Below are 25,872 nucleotides of genomic sequence, written 5' to 3'. Positions count from 1 at the left end.
GCGGGGTACATTGATTAGTATCATACCATATCTCCTTATTAAAAACAAGAAAGAGCGCTGTAAACATTTTGTGAAAGTTGACGATGCTGCCCCATCGCCCGTCTTTTTTCCTGGTTTCCTCTCTTTTCGGCCGTTTTCCTCCGATCCCCGCAATTTGACCCTTCCCCTCCCTGCCGGATTGTGATATATTATTTTATTATGCAAACTGGAACGACGGATGGGAGGACTGCTCCATGAACAAACGACCCCCGCTGCGCCGCTCCGCCCCTGTGGAGGCGGAAAACGACGGCGTCATTGAAGGCCGCAATGCGGTCACCGAGGCCCTGCGGGCCGGCGTAGCCATCGACAAGATCTTTCTCATGAAGGGGGACACCGATCCCACCCTGGGACACATCGCCTCCGCCGCCCGGGAGAAGGGCATTGTGGTAGTGGACGCCGACCGCCGGAAGCTGGACGGCATGAGCCGCACCCATTCCCACCAGGGGGTCATCGCACTGGCCGCCGTGCGGGAATATGCCACTGTGGACGACATCCTGAATATTGCCCGGGAGCGGGGTGAGGCCCCCCTCATCGTGGTCTGCGACGAGCTCAGCGACCCACACAATCTGGGGGCGGTCATCCGCACCGCCGACGCCGCCGGTGCCCACGGAGTCATCATTCCAAAGCGCCGCTCCGCCGGCCTGACCGCCGTGGTGGCCAAGACCTCTGCCGGGGCGGTGGCCCATGTGCCGGTAGCCCGGGTGCCCAACCTGCCCTCCCTGCTCAAGAAGCTGAAGGAGGAGGGCGTCTGGGTGTTCGGCACCGCTGCCGGCGGTACCACCCAGCTCTATCAGGCCGATTTAAAGGGCCCCGCCGCCATCGTCATTGGCAGCGAGGGGGACGGCATGGGCCGTCTAGTGGCGGAGAACTGTGACTTCACCGTCTCCATCCCCATGTTTGGCAAGATCAACTCCCTCAACGCCTCCGCTGCCGCTGCTGTCCTGCTTTACGAGGCGGTGCGTCAGCGCCTGGGCGGATAACGTACCTGCCGCCCCCAGGGGTCAGCGGCACAGAATTCCCATTTCACACATCACAGAGGAATGACCATGAGCGACCGTGAGGATAAAAAACTGAATCTCGGCGACGAGCTGGCCGATGTCAAGTCCCTGATCGCCGGTGCGGAGGACGGCGGCTTCTCCCTGGACGACATTCTGGCCGAGTACGGCGTCAAAAGCCCGCCGGGGCGCAGCGCCATCCCCCTGCGCCCGTCGCCCCCGGAGGACGACGGCCCCGACCTGCCCTGGCCGGAGGCCCCCCGTCCCCGTCGGAACCGAGACAACGTGGTGGCCTTCCCAGGGGGAGGAGCTCTACCTCCGGAGGAGGACGGCCCCGCCCCCCAGGATGAGTCCGAGCCGGAGAAGGGCCCTTCGGAGCCCGAAGGGGAGGCCCCGGAGGCAGACGCCGTCCTGGATGCCGAAGAAAATGGAGACAAGGTGGTCGAGTTTCCCGAGGAGGAGAGCCCTCTGGCCTCCTTCCTCAAGGACATCAGCAAAAAGGCGGATGACTACGCCGACCGTATGTTTGAGGAGTCGGAGCAGATGGACCCAGAGGAGGTCCGCCGCCTGGAGACCCTGATCCCCGGCACCGACCAGGAGACGGAGGAGGACCTGCGCTATGTCCGCCGGCCCCGCCGGCAGGAGCCCCCGCCCCCCGACCTCCCCCCCCAGGAGCTGGCCCGCACCTACGGCAAGGGCCTTAAGGGGCTCCGGGTCCGCTCCCTATTGGTCTTTCTTTTGGCCGCCGCCGCTCTGGTCCCCTGCCTGCTCCCCTCACTCCCTGTCTCCCTCCCCCCGGAGCTGGCGGTGGGATATCCCCTCCTCCTCTGGATCTCCGCCGGGCTTCTGGGGGCAGGTATGCTGCTGTCTCTCGACGTGCTGGCCGCCGGCCTGTGGCGCGGTGTGAGGCTGAAGGTGGGGATGGACACCCTGGCCGCCCTCTCCTGCGCCTTCACCCTGGCGGATACCTTGCTGCTGGCCGGGAGCCAAGACCGGGGCGGGCAGCTCTCCTACTGTCCCGCCGCCCTGTTCGGCCTGTTCTTCCTGCTCCACGGCACCTATCACAAGCGGTGTGCCCTGCGCCTGTCCTGCCGCACCGCAGCGGCTGCCGCGGAGCCCTATCTGGTCACTCTGGACGAGGGCAAGTGGAACGGGAAGGACACCTACGCCAAGTGGTCCGGCACCCCCGCCGGCTTTGGCAGCCAGATCCAGATGGACGACGGCGCCCAGCGCATCTACCGGGTGTTCTGTCCCGTCCTGCTGCTGGCCTGCATAGTCTTTTCCCTGCTGGCCTCCTTCGGCATCGGGGAGGGGGAGCACCTGATGTGGTGTCTCTCCGCCACCTTCACTGCCGCCGCCGGCTTCGGTGGGGCACTGGCCTATGGCCGCTCCTTCCACAAGGTGGCCCGCCGGGTCTCCCAGAGCGGCGGTGCCTTGGCCGGCTGGCCCGGCGCGGCCGGGTCCCGGCGGGGCAACCGGGTCCTCATCACCGATCTGGACCTGTTCCCCCCCGGCTTTGTGGAGCTCAACGGCATCAAGGTCTTTGGGGACTTCTCCGTGGAACGGGTGGTGGGCTACACCGCCACCCTGATCCGGGACTCGGGCTGTGGGCTGGAAAAGCTCTTCCACGACCTGCTCCGCACCCAGGGGGCCATCTTCCGCAGGGCGGACAGCCTGTGCTGCTATGAGGGCGGAGGCCTCTCCGCCAACATCCGGGGGGACCAGGTGCTGGTGGGTTCCGCCGCCTTCATGAACCTGATGGAGGTGCCCCTGCCCCAGGGGCTGAACGTGAAAAACGCGGTCTTCTGTGCCATCGATGGAGAGCTGGCCGGCATCTTCGCCCTGAATTACACCCTGCCCGACACCGTGTTTCCCTCCCTCACCTCCCTGCTTCGGGAGCGGGTTGGGCCGGTGCTGGCCACCCGAGACTTCAATCTCATCCCGGCCATGCTCCAGCAGCGGTTCAAGCTGGCGGCAGACCGGATGGACTTTCCTCCGGTGGAACGCCGGCGGGAGCTGTCCGATCCGGAGCAGGACCACACCGGCGTGCTCACCGCCGTGCTCTGTCGAGAGGGGCTGCTCCCCTTCGCCGAGTCGGTGGTGGGGGCCCGCCGCCTGCGCCGGGCCGTCCGGGCCTCCGCGGTGCTCACCTGCGCCGGCTCCACCCTGGGGGTTCTGCTGGCCTACTACCTGACCTCTGTGGACGCCTACGCCTCCCTCTCCCCCCTGAACCTGCTGTTTTATCTGCTGATGTGGCTGCTGCCTGTGTGGTTCCTCAGCGGCTGGGTCCACCGGTATTGAAAAGCCGGGCGCGCCGCTCTGCGCGGCGCGCCCGGTCTCTTTACGCCCGTCCCTCCCGGGGCATGTGGGCCTCCAGCCAGGCCAGCAGGTCGTCAAAGACCTGCTGCCGGTCCAGCTCGTTAAACATCTCGTGTCGGCCGCCTGGATACAGCTTCAGGGTCACGTCCCGGCAGCCCGCCGCCTGGAACATGGCGTACACTTTGCGCACCCCTTTTCCCATGCCGCCCACTGGGTCCTGGTCCCCAGAGAAGAAATAGACCGGCGTGTCCGGGTCCATCCGCGCCAGGTTCTCCCGGCGGGCAATGTACTGGAGACCGCCCATCATGTCCCGGAACATGGACACGCTGGACTTGTGGCTACACAGCGGGTCGGCCAGATAGGCGTCCACCTGCTCCTCGTCCCGGGAGAGCCAGTCCGCGCTGGTCCGGTTGGGCCGGAACCTGCGGTTATAGGCCCCCAGGGAGAGGCGGTCCACCAGCGGGCTCACCCCGTCATACCCCAGCCGGCGGCACTCCAGTCCGGCCAGCAGCTTTCCGAAAGCCACCAGGGGGGCGGGCTCCTGCCCGGTCCCCGACAGGATGGCTCCGTCCACCGTCCCCGGATGGTCGATGAGGTAGGTCCGGGTGAGGAAAGAGCCCATGGAGTGGCCCAGGAGGAAGTAGGGGACGCCCGGATGCTTCTCCCCCTGGATGCGGCGCAGTCGGGCGATGTCGGCCACTACCAGCTTCCACCCGTTCTGGGGGGCAAAGGCGCCGTAGCGGCCGTCCTGGACCGTGTTCCCGTGTCCCAGGTGGTCCTCGCCGCACACCAGAAAGCCCTGTCGGGTCAGGAATCGGGCCGCTGTCTCATAGCGGCCGATGTGCTCCCCCACCCCGTGTACGATCTGCACCACGCCCCGAGGCTCCTCCGGGGGCAGCCACGCCCCGGCGTAGCAGGAGCTGCTCCCATCGCTGGACGGAAATCGGAACTGTTGAAATTGACACATGACACCGGCCCTCTTTCGTGTTAAGATACCCTCTGGTCCTTATGGCTCAAGTCTATCAGATTTTCTCCATCCGTCAACCCCCGCTGGGCAGGGGCTGCATCTGCTCCAGCAGGCATCGGATGGCCTCCATGCGGTGCTCCGCCTGCCCGTCCAGCGTCTCATACAGCCCCCCGCAGGCGGTGCTGTCCCCTTCCGCTGCCGCCCGCTGGCATAACCGTCTCCACTTCTGCTCCTGCAGGAACTGTTCCCGCAGCGCTGCGGCCAGGGGGCAGACCCGCGGGATGGGCGGGCTGGAGAAGTGGTAGCAGGCGCCGGTGAGCAGGAACCAGCAGGCCGCCAGCCGCTGGGCCGTCCTGCGCTGCTCCGCCGCCAGGGCGTTCAGGGTCCGGGCCCCGCTGCCCCGGGCCCGCCGGGCCAGCTCCAGATAGATCCTGTGGCCCATCCAGGCCCCTTCCATCAACTCCTCCAGCTGCCGGACCTGCCCAGCGGCCTGCTCCGCCGGAGCGGGAACTTGGCTCTGGGGCTGGAGCTGCGCCGAGCTCTGGATCTGGGCCGCCGGGGCGGCCCCCTGATCCTGATTCTGGAGCTGCGCCGGGGCGGGTATCCGTTCCGCCTGCCGCTCCGCCCCGGTCCCCGGCCCGGTCGGCGCCCCCACCTGGATGGGGCTCATGTCCTGGTTGGGCATCACTCTGCGCCAGACCCGCTCAAAGGTCTCCAAATCCACCACCGCCCGCTCCGTGTCCTGGGCCGGGGCGGTCTGTCTCTGTTCCACAGTCGCTCCCTCCTTATTTCGGGCCTGCGCCCGCCTGGATTCTCCCCATCCTATGCGCCGGAGGGGCGGATGGATACAACTCTCCCCGTTTTCCCGTCTTTCAGACTTTTTGTGAAAAAGGAGTGTTTCCCTTGTCTCTCTCTTCTTCCAACGCCGACCTGCCTGGAGTCCACCTCAACTCCGTGGTCAACGCCCCCCACCAGTTCTCCTATGAGAGCGGCGTTCTGGTCACCCGGGTGGAGCCCGGCTTTGCCCAGGGGGTGCTGGAGGTGGGCCCCAACAGCATCAACCCCCACGGCAAGGTCCACGGCGGCGCCCTGGCCACCCTGGCGGACACAGTGGGCGGGTGCTGCGCCTGTTCCAAAGGGGGGCTTTGCGTCACCTCCAGCAGCACCATGGAGTTCCTCCGCCCCGCCGATGGCCCCCGCATCTTCTGCACTGCCACCCCGAAGAAGATGGGCTACCACCTCTCCGTCATCCAGGTGGAGCTGACCAATGTGTCCGGTGAAACCGTGGCCACCGGGACTTTCACCTTTTTCATGTCCCACAGCTGACTTTTTTCTCGTTTTTTCCCAAACCGCCCGTCAAATGCCTTGACTTTTTGACAGAGGCGTGGTAGGATACTTGCACTTCCAACTGAATCGTGTCGGATAGAGGCGCGGCGTTCATGCGTACGCCGGGACAGAGGCCAGGCAGCCGTCCCGGGGGAGAGGGAACGCCGCCGAAGGTCGGGCCGCCTGCCTGGGCGTCCCCTCCTGGGCCGGGGGAGAAGATCCCCCGGACTGTCACTGCAAGTGGAGCGCTATCCAGGGGGGCCTGCCGTCTGGCCTGTTTTCGCCGCCAGACCGCCCCCCTTCGCCATGGCCGCTCCGGGATCGCGCGCCATGGCCTTTTCTTTTGTCTGACCGCCGCTTCAGCTGGGATGTGTGTGGATCAAAAGAAAGGAAGGAACGATTTCTATGAGAACGCGACGCACCTGGATCACACGGGCGGTGCTGGTGGTCATGCTGCTGCTGGCCCTGACCACCTCCGTCTTCGCCTCCAACCCCACCGACGAGCCGGGCAGCAAGATGATCGAGTGTCCCGACTGCGGCACCAGCACCGCCTGTATGGTGTGCTACGGCCTGGACCCACAGTGCGAGTCCTGCGGCGGGACCAATGTGTGTGCCACCTGCGGCGGGACCGGCTATGTCCAGTCCCCCAGCAGCTTTTACAACACCGCCTTCTCCCTGCTGCCCCCGGTCATCGCCATCGCCCTGGCCCTGATCACCAAGGAGGTCTACTCCTCCCTGTTCATCGGCATCCTGGTGGGCGGCCTGCTCTACTCCAACTTTGCCTTTGAGGGCACCCTCGTCCACGTGTTCAGCGACGGCATCGTCTCCGTTCTGTCTGACAGCTACAACGTGGGCATCCTGATCTTCCTGGTCATCCTGGGCACCATGGTGTGCCTGATGAACAAGGCGGGCGGCTCCGCCGCTTTCGGCCGCTGGGCCAAGAAGAACATCAAGAGCCGGGTGGGCGCTCAGCTGGCCTCCATCGTGCTGGGCTGCCTGATCTTCATCGACGATTACTTCAACTGCCTCACCGTGGGCAGTGTGATGCGCCCCATCACCGACCGGCATCATGTGTCCCGGGCCAAGCTGGCTTATATCATCGACGCCACCGCTGCCCCGGTGTGCATCATCGCCCCCATCTCTTCCTGGGCGGCCGCCGTCTCTGGCTTTGCGGAGGACGGCCAGGGTCTGACCCTGTTCATCCGGGCCATCCCCTATAACTTCTATGCCCTGCTCACCATCGTAATGATGCTGGGTCTGGTCCTGATGAAGGTGGATTTCGGCCCCATGGCCAAGTTCGAGCGCAACGCCATTGAGAACAACGACCTCTTCTCCGGTTCCAACCCCTATGCCATGCTGGATGAGGAGATCGACGACACCAAGGGCACGGTCATGGACCTGGTGCTGCCCATCGCGGTGCTGGTCGTCTGCTGCGTCATCGGCATGATCTACTCCGGCGGCTTCTTCTCCGGCACCGACTTTGTCTCTGCCTTCTCCAATTCGGACGCCTCCGTGGGCCTGATGTTCGGCTCTGCCTTCGGCCTGCTCTTCGCCCTGATCTACTACACCGTGCGCCGGTCCATGTCCTTCAAGGAGATGATGTCCTGCGTTCCTGAGGGCTTCAAGGCCATGGTCCCCGCCATCCTCATCCTCACCTTTGCCTGGTCTCTGAAGTCCATGACCGACTCCCTGGGCGCCAAATATTTTGTCCGTGATTTTGTGTACAACAATGCGGAGAGCCTGCAGAACTTCCTGCCCGCCATTGTGTTCCTCATCGGCTGCGGCCTGGCCTTTGCCACCGGCACCAGCTGGGGCACCTTCGGCATCCTGATCCCCATCGTGCAGAACGTCTTCCCCCTGGACAATCCCCTGGGCATCATCTGCATCTCCGCCTGCATGGCGGGCGCTGTGTGCGGCGACCACTGCTCCCCCATCTCTGACACCACCATCATGGCCTCTGCCGGCGCTCAGTGCGACCACGTGAACCACGTGTCCACGCAGCTTCCCTACGCCATCTCCTGTGCAGTCATCTCCTTTGTCACTTATATTGTGGCCGGTTTCGTGCAGACCCCCTTCATTGCCCTGCCTGTGGGCATCGTACTCATGCTGGCTTTCCTGTTTATCATGAAGCAGCTCTCCCCCGGCCAGTCCCACCGCGCCGCATGACCCAGCTCTTTTCCGGCCATCTTATTTCCCTCAAGTGAAAAGCCCCGGCATCCGCATTTTCGGATGCCGGGGCTTTTTCCTGTCTTTTTACTGTTTTTCCTCCTGCTCCAGCTTCTCCCGAAGCACTTTGAGGGCAAAATCCACCGCTGGGATGGACTTGGCCGCGCAGTACTGGCGGATATTCTGCAGCTCTCGGATCGCCTCCTGTGTCGTCACGGCGCTCACGCTCCCTTTCCCTGTATTCTCCTTTTATTGTACCACGGGGTCCGGGCCGGGCGCAAGGGGCCCGCCGTTCCGGCGCGCTCATTTTCCGCCCCGGCCCCCGCCCCAGAGGATCAGGAGGACACCCCCGGCCGCTATTCCCCAGGCCGCCGGACCGTCCGGCTCAATGCTCCTAGTAAGACAGAGGAGAGCCAGCGCCAGCCCCAGCGCCTTTCCGCCCCACAGGGACGCCCGCGCCCAGTCCACCTCAGAACTCCTTCCTGGCGTAGATCCTGCAGGAGATCCAGCAGGACAGGAGCATCCCCACCAGGGGCACCAATGGCACCAGGGCAAAGACCCCCAGGACAGCAAGCTCGGGCAGCTGATCCAGCCAGGACAGGTCTATCCCATCGAAGAGGCCCAGCCTGGCGCCCCCCAGCAGCACCACGATAGGGGCAAAAATGATGACATACATCCAAGGCCGGGCCCGCTCCGGCCCCAGCTGATAGACCACCGGCAGCATAATGTCCGCGATCATCAGCCCTAAACCCATAGAGACCAGCAGGGTGGCCAGCAGCTCCCCCAGATCCTCCCGTGCCAGCAGGGAGGCCAGGATGCTCCCCACCAGCCCGATGGCCGCCGCCGCCAGCAGCACCAGCAGCAGGAAGAGATACCGGGCCTTTACCACAGCGGTACGTCCCACGGGCAGCACAGCTGCGTACCGGTCCCACTTCGCCGCCTCGTCATAGCTGAAGCTGGAGATGGGAAGCACCATCACGATCACCTCCACCATAGCCAGGGCCATGGACATGGGGAAAACGCCCAGCACGGCCAATCCGGAGTAGAACAACAGGAACAGGGCATAGAGCCTCAGGGTCTTCCGCATCACAAGGGCATCCTTCATCATCAGGCCGGTCATGCCGACTCCCCCTTTCCGATCAAGAGCATGATATCCTCCAGCGTCACCCGGTCCAGCATCAGGCCGGGGTATTTCCGGGCAAAGGCCGCCCGGTCCCGTACCAGCGCTTCACAGCCGAAGCTGCCCTTCCGCACCCGCACCAGATCTCCGGGCTGGATGTCCCGCAGCTGGGCCTGGGTGCAGCCCAGCTTGGCATAGTGCTCCAGAATGGCGTCCTTGCTGTCCGAGAGCACCACGCGGCCCTGGTGGATGTAGGTGATATAGTCTGCGATCTTCTCCAGGTCGCTGGTGATATGGCTGGAAATAAGGATCGCGTGCTCCTCGTCCTCGATAAAGCCCTGGAACTCGTCCAGGATCTCATCCCGCACCACCGGGTCCAGCCCCGCGGTAGCCTCGTCCAGGATCAGCAGCCGGGGCCGGTGGGCCAGGGCCGCCGCCAGGGACAGCTTCATTTTCATGCCCCGGGAGTATTCCTTGATAAATTTTTTCTCCGGCAGTTTGTATTTCTTCAGATACCGGCGGTAGAGCTCCTCGTCCCAACCCCGGTACACCGGCGCCAGAATGACGCCTACGTCCTTTGCCCGCAGGCTGTCATGGAAGAAGCACTCGTCCAGCACTACTCCCACATCCTGCTTGATCTCCTTCTCCCCCTCCAGATCATCCATCCCCAGCAGGGTGACGGTCCCGGCGTCCCGCCGGACCAGGTTCAGCAGGCATTTGATGGTGGTGGTCTTGCCCGCCCCGTTTTCCCCGATCAGCCCCATGATGGCTCCGCCGGGGACCCGGAAGGAGACATCCTCCAGGGCAAATCCGTCGTATTCCTTCCGCAGTCCCTCTGCGACAATGATGTTTTCCATCGCTTTACACCTCTTGATACAGCTCTGTCAGCATTTCCTTCAGCTCCTCCAGAGACACCGCCCCGCGTCGGGCCTCTTCGATGGCCTGGGTGAGCTTTTCCTCCACCCGGCGCAGCTGGGCCTCCCGCAGCAGCTCCCGGTTCTGAGGGGCTACAAAGCACCCCTTTCCCGGCACATTCTCCAGGAATCCGTCCCGCTCCAGCTCCTCATAGGCCCGCTTGGTGGTGATGACGGAGATCCGCAGCTCCTTGGCCAGCAGGCGCATGGAAGGCAGGGCGTCCCCTGCCGCCAGCGCGCCTGCCATGATCTGCTCCTTGACCTGGTCCGCGATCTGTTCGTAGATCGGCTTTCCGCTGGAATTACTGATGATGATGTCCACTTGCGGCACCTTATAAGCACCCCGCCAGACCAGGCGTGCGGCGTCCGGACCGCCGCCGGCCCGCCCAGGGGAGCGCTTATCCTTTCTCTCGGGTCATATTGTATATATACTATATGCACAGTATAACAGTCATTTTCCTTTTGTCAATAGGCCGGCCCTATTTTTTTGAAAAAATTGTGGGCCGCCCGAAAGGCCTTCTCTCGGGAAAGGCGGCACGGCGCATACCTCCATAAATGAGGGGGGCGGCCTTCCATGGAAATGCAGGCCTGCAGGGAACAGCGAAAGCCGCCCCCTCCGCCAAGCTGGCGAAAGGGGCGGCTTTTTCCGCAATCCCGCAAAATATTATTCCTGATCCAGGTAGACCACTACGGCTCCGTCGGGGCCCACATGGGTACCCACCACAGCCCCCACAGAATTCTGCTCCACCCGGGCCGGGTGATACTTCTCCACCACCCGCTCCCGCAGCTGGTCACAGAGGTTGTGGGTCTGGGTATATCCAAAGTACAGGGGCAGACGGGGCTCAGGATGGATCTCGTCCCCCATCAGCTTCAGCAGGTTGTCCAGGCCGTTCTTGACCCCCAGGCCCTTGCCCAGGATGCCCACCTCTCCCTCCCGCAGGGTGATGAGGGGCTTCACCTTCAGCAGCGTCCCCACCACCGCCATGGAGGCGGGCAGGCGTCCCCCCTTATGCAGATACTCCAGGGTGTTCACGATGCCGAACAGGCGCACCCGGTGGCTGGCGGATTCCACCTGCTCCGCGATCTCCCGTGCGGACAGCCCCTCATCCCGCAGCACGCAGGCAAAGTCTACCAGCATTCGCAGCCCGCACAGGGCCTGCTGGGAGTCCACGATATAGATCTCGTCGTAGCCGCTGAGCTCCTTGGCCAGCTGAGCGCTCTGGAAAGTGCCGCTGAGCTTGGAAGCCAGCAGCACACACACCAGGCTGTCCCCCGCGTCCCGTACCTGCTCAAAATGGGCCAGGAAGTCCTGGGGGGTGGGCTGGCTGGTGGTCGGCAGGCTCTCCGCCTGGGCCAGCCGTCGAAAATACTCCTGGTGGGTGATCTCCACATTCTCCCGGAAGGCCTCCTCCCCGAAGTTCACCAGCAGCGGGACCACTCGCACCCCCTTCTGCTCCGCCTCTTCCGGCAGGATATCGGATGTGCTGTCGGTCAGGATCTGAACGGACATGGTCAAGAACCTCCCTTTTTTTCACTGACGCCGGTCTTCCCCGGCCGCTTCAACGAGTCGAACAGCTCGTCCAGCTGACGCAGGCACTGGACCAGCACCTGGGACTCCTCCTCATTCAGACGGCTGCATACCCGGTGGACTACCCGGCCATAGAACTGGGTATGGACCCGGCTGGCCTCCGCCCCCTTCTCAGTCAGCAGGACCCGTATCACCCGCCGGTCCCGGTTCTCCCTCTCCCGGACCAGGTATCCCTTCCGCACCAGAGTGTTCACCGCTACCGTCAGCGAGCTGACCTGGATGGAGAGGCCGTCGGCGATGCCTGTCATGGTGTTGCGGCCGTCCGCCATCCGCTCCCCCACTGCATCCAGCACGTGCAGTTCCCGCACGGAGAGGTCATCCGCCCCCACGTGGTGCAGGGCCCGCTCCTCCAGATCCATGATATGGTCGAACATGTGGTCCAAAAAGCTCTTGAAATAGCGCTCCTGCTCCGCTGTCACCGGGCTCTCCCCCTCTCCGCCGACAAGTATTTTTCTTTGAATTTCAAATAGTTTGAAGTTCTAATTATTTTACTCTGTCCTTTTCGTCCTGTCAAGTATTCCCACAAATTTTCTGGACTTTCCCCGGCAAATCGGCTATACTTCTTAACAGACAGACATGGACGCATCCCACGCAGCCTGAGGGCAGGAGGTATCTTTTGCATTCTTTTTATTTGTTTTTATGGATCTTTTTTATTTATTCCTTTCTCGGCTGGTGCCTGGAGGTCTGCTTTTTCGCCCTGAACACCGGTAAATTTGTCAACCGCGGCTTTCTCAACGGCCCGGTCTGTCCCATCTACGGCTTTGGCGTGGTCATCGTGGTCCTCTGCCTCACCCCTCTTATGGAGAACACACTCCTGCTCTTTCTGGGCTCGGTGCTCCTCACTTCCCTGCTGGAACTGGGGGTTGGCTTCGCGCTGGAGAAGCTTTTCCATCAGCGCTGGTGGGACTACACCAACGAGCCTTTCAACCTGGGCGGCTATATCTGCCTGCGCTTCTCCCTGGCCTGGGGGCTGGCCTGCCTGCTGGTGATGGAGATCATCCACCCCTCGGTGCTATGGCTTATCCGCCACATCCCCCACACCCTGGGCCTGGTCCTGCTGGCCTGCTTCGTCTCCGTCATGGCGGTGGACCTGACCGCCACCGTGCGCACCATCGCCCGGATCAACCGCAGCCTGGGCCAAATCGACGAGCTGGCCGGCCGTATCAAGGCTCTCTCCAATGATTTGGGCGAAAATTTGGCTGACCGGGTGCTGGACGCAGCCGAGAAAGGTGCGGACTGGAAGGAGTCCCTGGCCGACCGGCGTGAGGACCTGATGGAGGATCTGGCCAGTTGGAAAGAGGAGCTGGCCGAGCAGCGCAGCGAATATCAGCTGGATCTGGCGCTGCGCCGGGCCCAGCGTCTGGAGGAGCTGGAACAGCTGCGCAAATCCCTGAGCGAGCTGCTGGACCGCCACACCTTCGGTCAACGCCGCCTGCTGCGGGCTTTCCCCCAGATGCGCTCCATCGACCACAAGCAGGCCCTGGAGCGGCTGCGCCAGCGTCAGAAGGAGCGTCAGGAGAAAAAAGGCGGGTCTGTGTGATCTTCCTTTGCAGTATCTGTTATTTTGTGATATACTAACGATAACCACTTTTGAAAGGGGGCTCTCCCTTGGATGAGCTTTTGGACCTGAAGCAGCGGCTGGAGCAGGAGCGTCCCACCCCCTGGGCGGAGCTGCCTGATCTGGCCCTTTACATGGATCAGATCATCTCCTACATGCCCCGCCAGCTGATCCATTTCGACGACGGCGAGGTCCTCACCTCTGCCATGGTCAACAACTATATCAAGGACGGTCTGGTCCCCCGGGCGGACGGGAAGCGGTACGGTCCCATCCATCTGGGCTACCTCACCGCCGTGTGCGCCCTGAAGCGGGTGCTCTCCGTGCGGGACATGAAGGTGCTCGTCTCCGCCGGGGAAAAGCGGGAGAAGCCGCCGGAGGAGCTGTACGCCTACTTCCTCCAGGCCCTGGACCGGGCGCTGAATGAGACCGCCCAATCCCTGCCACCCCAGGCCGCCCCCGAGGACCTGCCCCGCCTGGCCCTGGACCTGGCCCTGCGCAGCTATGCCAGCCAGCTGGCCTGTGCACGCATCCTGGATATCCTCCAGCCCCCGTGCGAGGAGGCCCCAAAAAAGGCAAAAAAGTGATCTCATCGCGATCCCTTCGGAGCGGCACCGCTCCAGTTCAAATATCAGGAGGTCAATCTTATGTCCGACTTCATCATTCTCACCGACTCCTCCGCCGACCTGAGCGGAGAGATGGCCCAGGCTGCGGACGTGCAGGTACTTCCCCTCACTTTCACCATCGGCGGGGCCGATTACCACAACTACCCCGACAACCGGGAGATGGACCCCCATCTCTTCTACCAGCGCCTCCGTGCCGGCGAGGTGGCTACCACCGCCGCAGTCAACATGAACCAGTATGTGGAGGCCATCGAGCCCCTGCTCCAGGCTGGCCGGGACGTGCTGGTACTGGCTTTCTCCTCCGGTCTGTCGGCCACCTTCCAGTCCTCCAAGCTGGCGGTGGAGGAGCTGAGTGAGAAGTACCCGGAGCGGAAGCTGTACACTGTGGACACCCTGTGCGCCTCCCTGGGCCAGGGGCTGCTTGTGTGGTACGCCGCCCAGGAGCGGAAGAAGGGCCGCACCATCGAGGAGGTCCGGGACTGGGCCGAGGCCAACAAGCTCTCCCTCTGCCACCAGTTCACGGTGGATGACCTGCACTTCCTCAAGCGGGGCGGGCGCATCTCCGCCACCACCGCCGTGGTGGGCTCCATGCTCCAGATCAAGCCTGTGCTCCACGTGGACGACGAGGGGCACCTCATCAACATCGGCAAGGCCAGGGGCCGGCAGTCCTCCCTGAAGGCCCTGGTAGACAAGATGGAAAAGACCGTCACCGAGGCGGGGAAACAGACCGTCTTCATCAGCCACGGCGACTGCCTGGAGGACGCGGAGGCCGTGGCCCAGATGGTCCGGGAGCGCTTCGGCACCCAGGACATCCGCATCAACTATGTGGGCCCCGTCATCGGCGCCCACTCCGGCCCCGGCACCCTGGCCCTGTTTTATCTGGGCACTCAGCGCTGAGCCAACTTCTATTTTCATCACAAAGGAGCGTCTCCATGGACGAGATCAAATGGCTGGAAGTGGCCGTCAACACCACCCCGGACCGCCTGGACGAGGTGACCGCCAAGCTGACCGCCGCGGGCATGACCGGGCTGGTCATCGAGGATGAGGGGGAGTTCCAGCAGTTTCTGGAGCAGAACCAGCAGTACTGGGACTATGTGGACCAGGAGCTGATGGACCGGATGCGGGGCGTCACCCGGGTGAAGTTCTACGTCACCGACGACGGGGCCGGCCGGGTCCAGCTGGAGCAGTACACACGTGGCCTGGACGCGGAGTACACCGTCACCCCCCTGACGGACAACGATTGGGCGTACAGCTGGCAGAAGTACTATAAACCTCTGGAGGTCGGCCGGCGCCTCTATGTGGTACCCGAGTGGATGCGGGATGATCCCGTTCCAGAGGGCCGCAGCCCCCTGTACCTCAACCCCGGCCTCACCTTCGGCACCGGCTCCCACGCGTCCACCCAGCTCTGCCTGGAGGGGGTGGAGGAGCACACCCTCACCGGCCGGCCCGTGCTGGACCTGGGCTGCGGCAGCGGCATCCTCTCCATCGCTGCTCTGTGCTTGGGTGCCAGCACCGCCGCCGCGGTGGACATCGACCCCAAAGCGGTGGATGTGGCCTATGAGAATGCCGCCCTCAACGGCATCGGCCGGGACCGCTATACCGTCCGGGCGGGAGATATCCTCTCCGACCGGGCGCTGGCGGCCCAGCTGGCCTGTCAGCGCTATCATCTGGTGCTGGCCAACATCGTGGCCGACGTGATCATCCCCCTGTCCGCTCAGGTCCCCGCTCTGCTGGCGGAGGCTGGGGTGTTCCTGTGCTCCGGCATCATCGACACCCGCGCTCACGAGGTGGAGGAGGCCCTGGTCCGTCAGGGGCTGACCCTCACCGGCCGGCGGGAGAAGAACGGCTGGGTGGCCCTGGAGGCCCGCTGCCCCTCCCCCCGGGGCTGATCTCCCCGTCCCCGCCCCCCGGCGCGGGCGGTTGGCAACACATGGTTTTCCCTTGTCCCATTTGGACTGATTTAGGCCTGCCCAACGCTTTATTCACCGAAATGCACAGAAAAAGCTCCACCCTTGAACAGGTGGAGCTTTTCCCTAGTCTATGTTTGACCTGCATGCTGCAAACCTCAAAAGGCACATACCAACACACTGATGATGAAAATTTAGTATGCACTTTTTCAATACAAGCCCAGTCCAAAAATTAAAACGAGGCAGCTTACTTCGGCAGCTCGCTTTCTTCAACGGCAACTGCTTCAAGGTCAATATCGCTCCAATAAGCTCCAATGTCTGCACTCGTAAAGTATTCAAAATTACCTGTTGAGGATTTTAGATTGCCAGTCTTTACTCCATAGCAGCCATAAATCAATTCGTAGGTCGTTCCGTCGGATAGATTAAATCTAAAACTGGTTATCTTTGCTCCTGTGGTTTCTTCTACTTCTTTGAGTTCTAAGGTCAGCCCCTCGAACATATCATACAGGTCTTTTATAGTTTCTTCTGCATCAACAACTTTCTTTTCTGCTGAAACGGGCGCTCCCGCATAGCGGTACAGTTCAATGGTTTCAACATCTCCAACCTCAAATGGAAAGTTGATATTGACCGTTTTTTTGTTGCAGCCGACCAGCCAAAGCATTAAAACCAGTAGGGATATCAAAGCTATTGTTTTTTTCATACTACCATGCTCCTCTGTTAAATCCTGATTTGAATACCACTATTTTATGATCGATTATCGTTCGCCATAGGTATTTAATGCAATCCGCTGAAAGCCTTGAAAATAAAGGATTTTCCGCAGTGTGTTCGCCTTATCCCTTTATTCGATTTCACACGAGTTTACTCTTGCCCTGACCGTCCATAAGGGCAGAAACAAGGGCAGGAAAATCCCACAACAAGATATAAGAAATTGTGGCAATCGGGGAACTGTGATGTATGTGCGAATATATGACAGCGGAGGATCTCAATATGGATAAGTATATTTTTAACGAGGATAACGGCTTGTGGTATGAACTGACCGGCGATTATTATCTCCCATGCGTGACTGCACCTACTGAAGAAAAACAGGCTGTCGGCGTATGGGGGCAGCGGCACAAACGGTATCTCAAAGAGTACCGTCCCGCATTATATAATGCTTTGCTGCTGAGCGGGAAACTGAATGCCTATCTCGCCGGCATTGACCAGCAAGCGCAAGAGCTGATGGACACTATCATCCAACAGATGGCCGAGGCGCAGGAGATCACTGAAACAATGAAAGCCACCGACCAAATGGCATGGATCGGTAAGATGAACAATATTCGAGTCAGTGCGATGGAAGCTGTAGATAAGGAGCTCATATACGTATAAAGCAAAGTGGCAGTAGGGCAATGCTTTGAAGTTAAGACTTGAGCGATTTGCACCCCCGCCTTGTTTTAGCCAAAGCTGGATCAGGAAAGAAGAAAAAATCGGATTGACTGCCATATGGGCGAGAGTTTCAGCAAAATGGGCGAAAAGGGACACTGCGGTAAGGCGGTGTCCCTTTTTAATACGTTTTTCTGAGTGTCCCCCTGGAAAACAAAAGGGGTATGAGGAGAGGGTGATAAAAGTGGGCATTGCGGCAACAAGGCGCAAGAGGCGCGGGTCGCCGGTGGCAGCCTCAAAGTGTGAACTGCTTTGAGGCGCCGACCGAGCCGCCAGGCGTGGCAGCCTTTTGGAGTGAGCGCAGCAACCCAAAACAGCAGATTATGCCATCTGGCAATCCGTCGCTCTGCCTCCCAGAGCACACATACATGGCTGTTAGACCATATACGTGTGCATTTCGTTCCTGAAAAGATTTTTCAATTACTTAATAGTCAAATTTAGCATTTTCAAAGTATTTGTACACACTTCTATCAATGCTTACTCTGTACCGAAAGCTAACTATGATGCACGATCTAGTTGGGATCAGTTGAAGGAGACACAGCGGGAACAACAGCCTCAGAACGTGGAACAGCAGAAAAAAACGAAGGACAGGGCGTGGGAGAGATAATGGCAACCTACAATTGCTCCCGCTATGTATCTGCGTTTACTGAGCACCAGTTGCCCACTAATACGGCGGGTCAATGGGTCAGGATAGGTAAATCACGTTAGTATAACAAGCGTTTAGCGCCTCATTTGTAAAATGTGGAGGTCCCCCTGCTAGGTAGAGAATGGTTGTCAGCATAAGTTCTGTCAGCGAAAAGGTGGCTGCGAATGTACTGTTCATCAGGCCATCCAGACTTGGGCATCAAAATTTACGGAAGAAATACCGAAAAAAACGATGCTTCATAAGCTGCATAAAAAGACTGGGAGCATATAACCGCTCCCGGTGATCTTTACCGATCCTTGAGGGGCACCTGGTTGCCGCCGCTCTCTTTGTGGTATGGCGCCTATTTTCGTGCAGCTTCACGGGCGCAGAGCCCACAATGACACCGGAGACGCCGCAACAGGGAAACAGCTCGGGCATAATGTCAGCGCCAATATCCAGCATGCCGTCCTGCTTTTTGACGTAACGCCCATCAAAAAATGTGCGCCGTAATAGACGACGGGGGCAATATGGAGACAGGAGCAAGGAAAAGATCCTGCCAGTGTGGTCGTAATGGCTGTGGCTGAGGGCCACGGCATCCAAACCGTCAAGGCTCTTTCCCATGGCCCGGACGTTGGGCAGAAAGGCGGGGATGCCCCGGTATCGTACAGCATCCGGAAACCGTCCGTTTCAATCAGCAGACTGAGCCCGTGCTCAGCAGAGAAACGATCTGTTGGGGATTCGTTTTCAATCATGGTGGTGATCTGAAAGCTCATGGGCGCTTACCAGCGGTTGATGCCGCGCATGGTCAGTATCTGGCTGTTCATGCCGCCGGACATCTCAGAGGCCAAAAATAGAATGCTGTTCGCCACGCTTTCTGGTGAGAAGACATCCCCGCCATTTTTCAAGAGGTATTCCCGCCGCTCAGACAGCTGGAACAACTCCGTGTCAATGGGACCAGGGCAAATCACATTGACTCGTATGCCATAGCGGCGGACTTCGTCACCCAAAGCCTGGGACAGGCAGATAACGCCGGCCTTGGACGCAGAGTATGCACAACTTCCGGGCAAGCCGCGCAGCCCGGCTCCAGAACCGACGTTTACGATATTTCCGGAATTTCGACGGATCATTATGGGCAAAAACGCTTTGATCACCACCGCGACGGAGTTAAGATTCGTGTCAATGATTTGCTTCCAGGTCTCGATGCTCATGTCGTTCAACGGCTGTTCGATGGAGATCCCCGCATTGTTGACCAGAATATCTGTCCTGCCGTGGGACTGGTCGATCTGCGCGGCCATTTTATCAACTGCCGCCGGGTCTGTTACATCCGCACAGAACACTTCCGCAGCGCCGCCTTTTGCTTCAATCATTTTCTGGACGGCCTGCAGAGCCTCCGTGTTTCGTCCCACTAGCATAACTTTGGCCCCCTCTTCCGCGAAGCGAAGGGCGACCGCCTTTCCTAAGCCGCGGTTAGCACCGGTGACAACTGCGATTTTATCCTTCAACAACATATAGCCTCCTCCTGTCATTCCTGTGTTGATGGGGGAGTGGTATCCCTGTGGTAATTTTTTTTGGAGAGATTCAGATTCTTGATGCCCAATGTGACGTGTTTGCGCATGCATGCTTCTCCATAATCGGGATCGCGGAGATCGAAAGCCTGAAGGATCTGCGTGTGGGGTTTTAACGCATCCTGAGGTGCATTGGGCAGAGAAAGACTTCGATAACGGAAATTCATCATGGGTTGCTGCATCAGCTTGAAAATATTGATCAGCAGTTCGTTGCCGGACAGCTTGATAATGGTTTCGTGAAAATTGCCTTCTTCCAGCAAAATGTGGTCAAAGTCATTGGCCTCTACAGCTGCTTTAAAACATTTGTGGATGCCCTCGAGCTTCTTGTAATCCTCGTCCGTGCAGCGGCTGATGGCCAGCTTGGTGGCCAGAGGCTCGAATACCGTGCGCACTTCCAGATAATCTTTCATTTGCACTTCGTGGGTCTCAAACCAGTTGATCACGTCTTTGTCGTGACTGACGTCTTTGGTGCGCATGACGAAGGCACCTCGGCCGGGTTGCTGAGAGACATATCCTGTGGCAGCGAGGATCCGCAGGGCCTCTCTGAGGCTGCCCCGGCCAATGGCCAGTTGTGCACACAGCTCCTTCTCGGTAGGCAGTTTTTGTCCCACCTCCAGATCATTTGAGCTGATATATGTTTTCAGCTGTTCAACTGCCTGCTGGACGACCGAAACTTTGTCAATTGCTTGCATATCATGTATCGCCCCTTATGTTGGTTGACTGGAATAGAATTATATTACAATAAGAACAATCAATTGTCAAACAATCTTATCAAAATAAATAGCCGTAATTTTCCAGTATCTTGCAATTTTAAATTTAATTTCTAATATAAAAAATATTTTGCACAAAAATTGAAGATAAAATTTAGAATTTTTGACACTATGAAAAAGATTGAATTTATAGTATCTTAATCCTGTGATTAGTTTGTCGGACAATAAAATCAAAATCATATGATCATTCTACAAAAAGATTGGGAGGAGATCAAAAAATGAAAAGACTGACTGCACTTACTCTGGCGCTCTCTCTGTGTTTCACTCTAGTCGGCTGCGGCGGGAACCCTTCCTCCAACGCCCCTGCTTCCGTTGACAAAAGCACTGCTTCCTCCGGGACTGCTTCCACAGAGGAAACCTACGTTCTGAAGCTGGGTATGCAGCAAGGCAACGTTGACCGTTCCGAAAGCGCCGAGGTTACTTGGGTCGAGCGCTTCAAGGAGGAGGTCGAGGCCAACAGTAACGGTCGGATTACCGTGGAGATCTTCCCCTCCGCTCAGTTGGGCTCCCAGGAGGATAACGTGGCCAGTCTGGCCAACAACTCTCTGGAAATGACCTGTGTAAACAGTACTATCCTGAATACGATCAGCCCGAGCACCATGATGCTGGCCTGCCCCGCCCTGTTTGCCAACGAGGAGGAGTGTGACGCCGTTCTCGCCAGCGAGTGGGGCCAGAATTTCTGGGACAACGTGGCCAAGGAGTCCGGCGTTCGTGTTCTGTCCGCATTCTGTAATGGTATGCGCAGTTTCACTACCTCTAACAAGGAACTGACCACCGTTGACAGCGCCAAGGGCGTTACCTTCCGTGTTATGCCCAGCGCCGTATATGAGAAAATGGTCGAGGCCATCGGCGCCAACCCCGTTCCCATGCCTGGCAGTGAAATGTACACTGCTATGCAGAACGGTACCGTTGACGGCCAGGAGAACCCCCCTGTCAACATCCTGAACGACAGAACTTATGAAGTCCAGAAATACATGGTCTTGGATAAGCATGTGGCCTCCGTCGTGACCTTCTGCATCAGCGAGGCGGCTTGGCAGAACCTGCCTGAGGACCTGCAGAAGGTCGTTTCCGATGCCGCCGCCACCGTCACCCCTGAGGCCGCTGCCGTCTGCACGAAGCTGAACGACAATGGTGTTGCCAAGCTGCAGGAGCTGGGTATGAGTGTTTATGAGCCTACCGAAGAGGAACTTGCGGACTGGCACGACGCTATGCGCGATCCCTGCGTCGAGTACGTTAAGAGCCAGCTGGGCGACGAGATCGTGGACGAGCTGCTGAACGCCATTGACGCAGTTCGCGGCTGATCGCCCGTTCCATAAGAAATTTCACTTCGTAAAGTAATGTCTGAAAAGGCCCGTCTATCATTGCGCCGGTTGATAGGCGGGCCTTTTCAAGCTTTATGGACTTCAAAACTATAGGAGATTATTGCGAATGAATATCATCAAAACACTTTATCGCTCCTGCAGCAGGGTGTCTGACATGATCGATAAGGTCCTGAAAGTCATCCTGGTCCTTTTGGTGTTGGGCAGCGCGCTGGATCTGTTTTTGCAGGTCCTGTACCGCTTCGTTCTGGTGCATTTTGTCAGCTTCTCTATGACCTGGACAAATGAGCTGGCTCAGAATTTCCTGGTGTGGATGACTTATCTGGCCGTGGGGATCTGCTATAAAGAAAATTCCATGGCATCCGTCAATTTCCTGTATGACCGTCTGAAGCCCCGCAGCAAGATGGTCCTGTATCTGCTCACCAGAGTGGTCGTTTTCATCTTCCTGTTTGTGGGCCTGAGGTTCGGCTGGGAATCCATTCAGTCCGTCAGCAATTACCATACCGCCAGCCTGCATCTGCCTGGATACATGGTGTATGGCGCACCGTTTCTGGGCTGTATTCTGATGACCTACGAGGCTATTGTTGATGTCCTGGGTGTCATCTGTGGCGAGCTGCTCCCCTTCGTGGGCAGACAGGTCGAAGAGGCGGATGGCGAACTGACCGCTGAAGAGCAGCTTGCTTATGAAAAATTCATCCATGAGCATGAGGCCGCTGCGCAGTCCACGGGGAAGGGGGAGTAACGTATGCTCGCTGCAGTATTATTTGGTTTGTTTCTGGTCGTGCTCCTTTTAGGTGTTCCGATCGGCTTTTCCATGGGTTTTCTGACCATTGCCGCGTTTGAGGTCGGGAACGGTCCTCTGATCACGCTTGCACAGAAGATGTATGCGGGCATCAATAACTTTACCTATCTGGCCATCCCCCTGTTCATCTTTGCGGCAGAGATTATGAGCCGCTGCGGCCTGACCATGAGCATCGTTAAGCTGTGTGATGCCCTGGTTGGGCACATCCGCGGTGGTCTGGCACATGTCAACATTTTGGGCAGTATGCTGTTTGCCGGTATTTCCGGTTCTGCTACCGCCGATGCCTCCGGTCTGGGTAAGATCGAGATCGAAATGATGGAGAAGGCCGGCTACCGGAAAGAATACGCTGCCGCGATCACTGCGGCAAGCGCCATCATCGGTCCCATCATCCCGCCCAGCGGAATTATGATTATTTACGCCGTGTGTGCCGCCAACGTATCCATTTCTGATATGTTCCTGGGCGGCATCGGGCCCGGAGTCCTCTTGGGCATTTGCGAAATGGCCCTGTGCTACTACTTTGCCGTGAAGCATAAGCATCCTCGCCGGGAGAAGCGCACCCCCGTCAGGGACGTCCTGGTCGTTTTCTGGGATTCTCTGCCCGCCCTGGGTATGCCCCTCATTATCATGGGCGGTATCACCACGGGCATCTTCACCGCGACTGAGTCCAGCGCCATCGCCGTATTCTATGCCTTGATTGTCGCCTTTTGCAAGAAGCAGATTACATGGAAAAGTCTGGTTGAGTGCTGTCTGAACACGGCCAAGACTACGGCCAACACCATGTTCATCATCGCAGTTGCCACCGCAATGAGCTATGCCATCACCATCTTGCGGATCCCTCAGGAGATCGTCTCTGTGGTCATGGAAAATGTTCACAGTCCCTACGTCTTCCTGCTGATCACCAATATCATCCTGATCATTCTGGGCTGTGTTCTGGACCAGAGCCCCGCTCTGCTGATGATGGTCCCCATCCTGTTGCCCATCGCCACGCAGTTCGGCATCGACCCCGTCCACTTCGGCGTTCTGTGCTGCTTCAACCTGACCATCGGCCTGATCTCTCCTCCTGTCGGCATGACTCTGTTCGTGACCGCCAATGTGGCAAAGGTCAAACTGACGGCCTTGTTTAAGGAAGTGATTCCATTTGTTGTCCTAGGTTACGCTACTTTGTTCCTGATTACCTATGTCCCCCAGATCGTAACCTTTATCCCCAATCTCTTAAAATAAACAAATTGTATTCTAGGAGCATATTGATATGAATAACGTAAAGATCACTGACATTAAGGTCACCCTGTGCGATACCCGTGTGAAGGGCAACTTTGCCGACTCCACCCGCCAGGTGGAGACCATCGGCTTCGCCGTTGTGGAGGTCGAGACCAATGTTGGAATTACCGGCATCGGCGTCACTTACCATGAGGTGGGCGGCGAGGCCATCCGTGAATTTATCCGCCACGCCATCAAACCCAAGTTTATCGGACGCAACCCCTTTGAGACGGAGGCCCTGTATGAGGAGACCTTCCACTATATGCGCGGCGTGGGCCGTAAGGGCCTGGCCTTCTGCGCATACAGTGCTGTGGATATTGCTCTGTGGGATATTAAGGGCAAGGTCTTGAATATGCCTCTGTTTCGTCTGCTGGGCGGCAACGATCCCGTGGTGCCTATCTATGCTTCGGGCGGCTGGACCAGCTATTCCATTGAGGAGCTGGTGGACGAGGCCAAGATGATGGTGGCCCGCGGCTACAAGAAAATCAAGCTGAAGGTCGGCGTGGACGGCGGTCGAAATCCTATGGAGGATGTCCGCCGTGTGGCCGCCGTGCGCGAGGCAATCGGTCCCGACATCGGCTTCATGCTGGACGCCAACAACGTCTGGAGAGCCGGTACCGCCATCCAATTTGCCAACAACATCCGCGATTATAACATCGAATTCTTCGAGGAGCCCGTCTTTGCCGATGACATCCCTGGATTGGCGGAGTTCAAGCGCGGCACTGACATACCTCTGGCTACCGGTGAGCACGAATATACCCGCTACGGCATTCGCGATCTGTTGCTGAACAATGCCGCAGACGTCATCCAGTGCGACACCACCCGTATCGGCGGATATACAGAGACGTTGCGTGCCATCTCCATGTCTCAGGCCTGGAACAAGGCCTATGCCCCCCACGGTATGGAGCACATCCATATGCATCTGGTGGCCGCTGCCACTAACGGCACGATGCTGGAGCGGCTGTTCATGTTCGAGGATCTAGTCAATAACGTCTATCTGGACGCACCGCAGCCGGTCAACGGCTATCTGACAATTCCTGACAAGCCCGGCCTGGGTCTGGAGCTGAATCAGGACTATCTTGCGGAGTGCCGCAGGAGAAACGGAGTATAAAAATACGGGACGTATCTGTCTGACCAGTTAGGCGCTGTTTGAAAAATGGAACTACATCCAGCGGAGAGGATTTTTTTGCTAAAACAGTGAATAGCCTGCCAGATAGAATCACAAAAAGGGCATCCACTGAAAAGAATGGATGCCCTTTTTAGGGAGAACAATCATGCGTATTCTTATTACCGATACCATGTACTGCACAGAAGCGGGAAGACAAGCGGCGGAAAAGATTGCCGATTGCTTGGGAGATGTGGTTCTCAATCCCCTGAGTCGAAAGCTCACAAGCGGGGAGATCAGAGAACTCTGGGATGACACTGATGTAATCATCGCCGGAACGGAGAACTACGACGCTCGGCTTTTGGCTCACGCACCGAAAAGCCTAAAGCTGATCGCCCGAAACGGCGTAAGCTATGAAAATATAGATTTGAACGCAGCACGGAACAGAAAAATCGCGGTTACCACCGTGAGGGGGGCCAACTCAAAAGCTGTGGCCGACGGAACCATGGCGCTAATGCTGGCTGTCGCTCGCCATCTGCCCACTGCGGACCGTTCGGTTCGTTCCGGAGGCTGGAACGGTTGGGTCGCCGACGATGTCAACCACAAGACACTGGGGATTTTGGGCTTCGGCGCCATTGGGAAAGAGGTGGCAAAACGGGCACGGGGATTTGACATGACGGTTTTGGCCTATTCTCCGCCGGAAGATTTTGATCGTGTGTTTGCCGAGCAATACGCTGTCCGGGATACCTGCATGGAGGATATCCTGCGGGAGAGCGATTTTGTAACATTACACATGCCGGTGTTGCCTGAGACGCGGGGCATCATCAATCGGAAAACACTGAATATGATGAAGCCGTCTGCCTATCTGATTAATACCTCCCGAGGAGCCCTAGTCCAGGAGGAGGACCTCTGTGAGGCACTGAAAAGCGGTACTATCCGGGGCGCAGCTTTGGATGTGTTTGAGATGGAACCCACCGGGAATAGGGCACTGTTTGAACTGGAAAATACAGTCCTCTCTCCCCATTGTGCCGGACTTTCTGCCGGAGCTATCGAGGAGATGGGACGGATAAATACGGAAAATATTTTGGCTGTCTCAAAGGGAGAAACGTGTGGTGGCATCATACTGGGACCATTTCGGACCGGTTGGAAGTGATGTTTCTGTTCTCCTGGTTGCTGGTGTCTCCCGCCTGCATGGGTTTGGGTTACAGCTATGCGGAACTGGAACAGGGTGCACTAGAGTACATCAAAAAAGGCATGAGTGCAGTCTTGTTGAGTCTATTGGTCGGAGGGACCATCAGTACCTGGACCGTGGCAAGAACTGATCTCTCCATCATCTACTATGGCCTGCGGTATATCAAGCCGGACACGTTCTTGATGGCGGCCTTCTTTCTGAACTTGCTCCTTTCTCCGTGTTGCGGAACCGCTTAGGGTACGCTGGGGACCGTTGGTATTGCCATGTTCGCGGTGGGCGAAAACTTTGGAATCACACCG

The 25,872-nt window shown here is 58.7% G+C and carries 25 protein-coding genes and 1 riboswitch; of the genes, 14 read left to right on the top strand and 11 right to left on the bottom strand.

What is annotated here, in order from left to right:
* The first annotated feature begins 233 nt into the window (after positions 1-233).
* Positions 234-1,019 (top strand): 23S rRNA (guanosine(2251)-2'-O)-methyltransferase RlmB, encoded by a 786-nt coding sequence (gene rlmB / locus L9O85_RS02450; RefSeq protein ID WP_301579440.1) that lies wholly within the window; start codon positions 234-236, stop codon positions 1,017-1,019.
* A 66-nt stretch (positions 1,020-1,085) separates the two neighbouring features.
* Entirely contained in the window at positions 1,086-3,335 is a 2,250-nt protein-coding gene (locus tag L9O85_RS02445; protein ID WP_082203462.1) for a hypothetical protein, read from the top strand.
* Between the two features lie 40 nt (positions 3,336-3,375).
* On the opposite strand, the gene L9O85_RS02440 is transcribed toward L9O85_RS02445, so the two are convergent.
* Together L9O85_RS02440 and L9O85_RS02435 are read right to left on the bottom strand one after the other, a co-directional pair.
* On the bottom strand, positions 3,376-4,320 hold the full coding sequence (locus tag L9O85_RS02440) for an alpha/beta hydrolase (protein WP_108979896.1): 945 nt from the start codon (positions 4,318-4,320) through the stop codon (positions 3,376-3,378).
* A gap of 73 nt (positions 4,321-4,393) precedes the next feature.
* Positions 4,394-5,092, bottom strand: a complete 699-nt coding sequence (locus tag L9O85_RS02435; protein WP_108979897.1) for a hypothetical protein — start codon at positions 5,090-5,092, stop codon at positions 4,394-4,396.
* A 131-nt stretch (positions 5,093-5,223) separates the two neighbouring features.
* Here L9O85_RS02435 and L9O85_RS02430 point away from each other — a divergent pair, with 131 nt between their 5' ends.
* Together L9O85_RS02430 and L9O85_RS02425 are read left to right on the top strand one after the other, a co-directional pair.
* Positions 5,224-5,646, top strand: coding sequence for a PaaI family thioesterase (locus L9O85_RS02430; RefSeq protein ID WP_157954667.1), 423 nt, complete (start codon positions 5,224-5,226; stop codon positions 5,644-5,646).
* Positions 5,647-5,735: 89 nt separating this feature from the next.
* A riboswitch (Lysine riboswitch) is annotated at positions 5,736-5,905 on the top strand.
* 146 nt (positions 5,906-6,051) lie between these two features.
* The gene (locus L9O85_RS02425; protein ID WP_108979899.1) at positions 6,052-7,812 is read left to right on the top strand and encodes a Na+/H+ antiporter NhaC family protein; all 1,761 of its coding nucleotides are present in this window, start codon (positions 6,052-6,054) and stop codon (positions 7,810-7,812) included.
* Positions 7,813-7,899: 87 nt separating this feature from the next.
* Here L9O85_RS02425 and L9O85_RS02420 read toward each other — a convergent pair whose 3' ends face one another.
* The 6 genes from L9O85_RS02420 to L9O85_RS02395 all read right to left on the bottom strand — a co-directional run bounded on the left by L9O85_RS02420 (position 7,900) and on the right by L9O85_RS02395 (position 11,853).
* On the bottom strand, positions 7,900-8,028 hold the full coding sequence (locus L9O85_RS02420) for a hypothetical protein (RefSeq protein ID WP_256183230.1): 129 nt from the start codon (positions 8,026-8,028) through the stop codon (positions 7,900-7,902).
* Positions 8,029-8,281: 253 nt separating this feature from the next.
* A complete protein-coding gene (locus tag L9O85_RS02415; protein ID WP_301579437.1) occupies positions 8,282-8,932 on the bottom strand; it encodes an ABC-2 transporter permease in 651 nt (216 codons plus the stop codon).
* The gene (locus L9O85_RS02410) at positions 8,929-9,789 is read right to left on the bottom strand and encodes an ABC transporter ATP-binding protein (protein WP_050622719.1); all 861 of its coding nucleotides are present in this window, start codon (positions 9,787-9,789) and stop codon (positions 8,929-8,931) included. The genes L9O85_RS02415 and L9O85_RS02410 overlap by 4 nt, the downstream gene beginning before the upstream one ends.
* Positions 9,790-9,793: 4 nt before the next feature.
* On the bottom strand, positions 9,794-10,168 hold the full coding sequence (locus L9O85_RS02405; protein ID WP_050622720.1) for a GntR family transcriptional regulator: 375 nt from the start codon (positions 10,166-10,168) through the stop codon (positions 9,794-9,796).
* Positions 10,169-10,510: 342 nt separating this feature from the next.
* Positions 10,511-11,356, bottom strand: a complete 846-nt coding sequence (locus L9O85_RS02400) for a DegV family protein (RefSeq protein WP_108979902.1) — start codon at positions 11,354-11,356, stop codon at positions 10,511-10,513.
* A gap of 2 nt (positions 11,357-11,358) precedes the next feature.
* The gene (locus L9O85_RS02395) at positions 11,359-11,853 is read right to left on the bottom strand and encodes a MarR family winged helix-turn-helix transcriptional regulator (protein ID WP_050622722.1); all 495 of its coding nucleotides are present in this window, start codon (positions 11,851-11,853) and stop codon (positions 11,359-11,361) included.
* A 197-nt stretch (positions 11,854-12,050) separates the two neighbouring features.
* Here L9O85_RS02395 and L9O85_RS02390 point away from each other — a divergent pair, with 197 nt between their 5' ends.
* The 4 genes from L9O85_RS02390 (at position 12,051) to prmA (ending at position 15,501) form a co-directional block, all read left to right on the top strand.
* Positions 12,051-12,974 carry a putative ABC transporter permease gene (locus L9O85_RS02390; RefSeq protein ID WP_050622723.1) on the top strand — a complete coding sequence of 308 codons (924 nt, stop codon included), beginning with the start codon at positions 12,051-12,053 and terminating at the stop codon, positions 12,972-12,974.
* A gap of 68 nt (positions 12,975-13,042) precedes the next feature.
* Entirely contained in the window at positions 13,043-13,576 is a 534-nt protein-coding gene (locus tag L9O85_RS02385; RefSeq protein ID WP_108979903.1) for a DUF1836 domain-containing protein, read from the top strand.
* Between the two features lie 60 nt (positions 13,577-13,636).
* Positions 13,637-14,509, top strand: coding sequence for a DegV family protein (locus L9O85_RS02380; RefSeq protein WP_050622725.1), 873 nt, complete (start codon positions 13,637-13,639; stop codon positions 14,507-14,509).
* Between the two features lie 35 nt (positions 14,510-14,544).
* Positions 14,545-15,501: a 50S ribosomal protein L11 methyltransferase gene (prmA, locus tag L9O85_RS02375; protein ID WP_301579434.1), complete on the top strand. Its 957-nt coding sequence runs from the start codon at positions 14,545-14,547 to the stop codon at positions 15,499-15,501.
* 265 nt (positions 15,502-15,766) lie between these two features.
* Here prmA and L9O85_RS02370 read toward each other — a convergent pair whose 3' ends face one another.
* Positions 15,767-16,219, bottom strand: coding sequence for a hypothetical protein (locus L9O85_RS02370; RefSeq protein WP_050622727.1), 453 nt, complete (start codon positions 16,217-16,219; stop codon positions 15,767-15,769).
* Positions 16,220-16,506: 287 nt separating this feature from the next.
* On the opposite strand from L9O85_RS02370, the gene L9O85_RS02365 reads away from it, so the two are divergent.
* A complete protein-coding gene (locus tag L9O85_RS02365) occupies positions 16,507-16,884 on the top strand; it encodes a TnpV protein (RefSeq protein WP_301579432.1) in 378 nt (125 codons plus the stop codon).
* 1,458 nt (positions 16,885-18,342) lie between these two features.
* Here the strand turns inward: L9O85_RS02365 and L9O85_RS02360 are convergent.
* Both L9O85_RS02360 and L9O85_RS02355 read right to left on the bottom strand, forming a co-directional pair.
* On the bottom strand, positions 18,343-19,071 hold the full coding sequence (locus L9O85_RS02360) for an SDR family NAD(P)-dependent oxidoreductase (RefSeq protein WP_301579430.1): 729 nt from the start codon (positions 19,069-19,071) through the stop codon (positions 18,343-18,345).
* A 14-nt stretch (positions 19,072-19,085) separates the two neighbouring features.
* Complete coding sequence (locus L9O85_RS02355) at positions 19,086-19,820, bottom strand: FadR/GntR family transcriptional regulator (protein WP_301579429.1); 735 nt, start codon at positions 19,818-19,820, stop codon at positions 19,086-19,088.
* 296 nt (positions 19,821-20,116) lie between these two features.
* Between L9O85_RS02355 and L9O85_RS02350 the strand changes: the two genes are divergently transcribed.
* The 5 genes from L9O85_RS02350 to L9O85_RS02330 all read left to right on the top strand — a co-directional run bounded on the left by L9O85_RS02350 (position 20,117) and on the right by L9O85_RS02330 (position 25,534).
* A complete protein-coding gene (locus L9O85_RS02350; protein ID WP_301579427.1) occupies positions 20,117-21,199 on the top strand; it encodes a TRAP transporter substrate-binding protein in 1,083 nt (360 codons plus the stop codon).
* A 127-nt stretch (positions 21,200-21,326) separates the two neighbouring features.
* Complete coding sequence (locus L9O85_RS02345) at positions 21,327-21,959, top strand: TRAP transporter small permease (protein ID WP_301579425.1); 633 nt, start codon at positions 21,327-21,329, stop codon at positions 21,957-21,959.
* A gap of 3 nt (positions 21,960-21,962) precedes the next feature.
* Positions 21,963-23,240 (top strand): TRAP transporter large permease, encoded by a 1,278-nt coding sequence (locus tag L9O85_RS02340; protein WP_301579423.1) that lies wholly within the window; start codon positions 21,963-21,965, stop codon positions 23,238-23,240.
* A 28-nt stretch (positions 23,241-23,268) separates the two neighbouring features.
* Positions 23,269-24,387, top strand: coding sequence for a mandelate racemase/muconate lactonizing enzyme family protein (locus L9O85_RS02335; protein ID WP_301579422.1), 1,119 nt, complete (start codon positions 23,269-23,271; stop codon positions 24,385-24,387).
* 163 nt (positions 24,388-24,550) lie between these two features.
* Positions 24,551-25,534 carry a phosphoglycerate dehydrogenase gene (locus tag L9O85_RS02330; protein WP_301579421.1) on the top strand — a complete coding sequence of 328 codons (984 nt, stop codon included), beginning with the start codon at positions 24,551-24,553 and terminating at the stop codon, positions 25,532-25,534.
* Positions 25,535-25,872: the final 338 nt, after the last annotated feature.

Origin of the sequence: Lawsonibacter asaccharolyticus, from assembly GCF_022453915.1 — a bacterium.
Classification (GTDB): Bacteria; Bacillota; Clostridia; order Oscillospirales; family Oscillospiraceae; genus Lawsonibacter; species Lawsonibacter asaccharolyticus.
The sequence above is the reverse complement of the archived record's forward strand: the minus strand, read 5'-3'. Positions and strand labels throughout refer to the sequence as shown.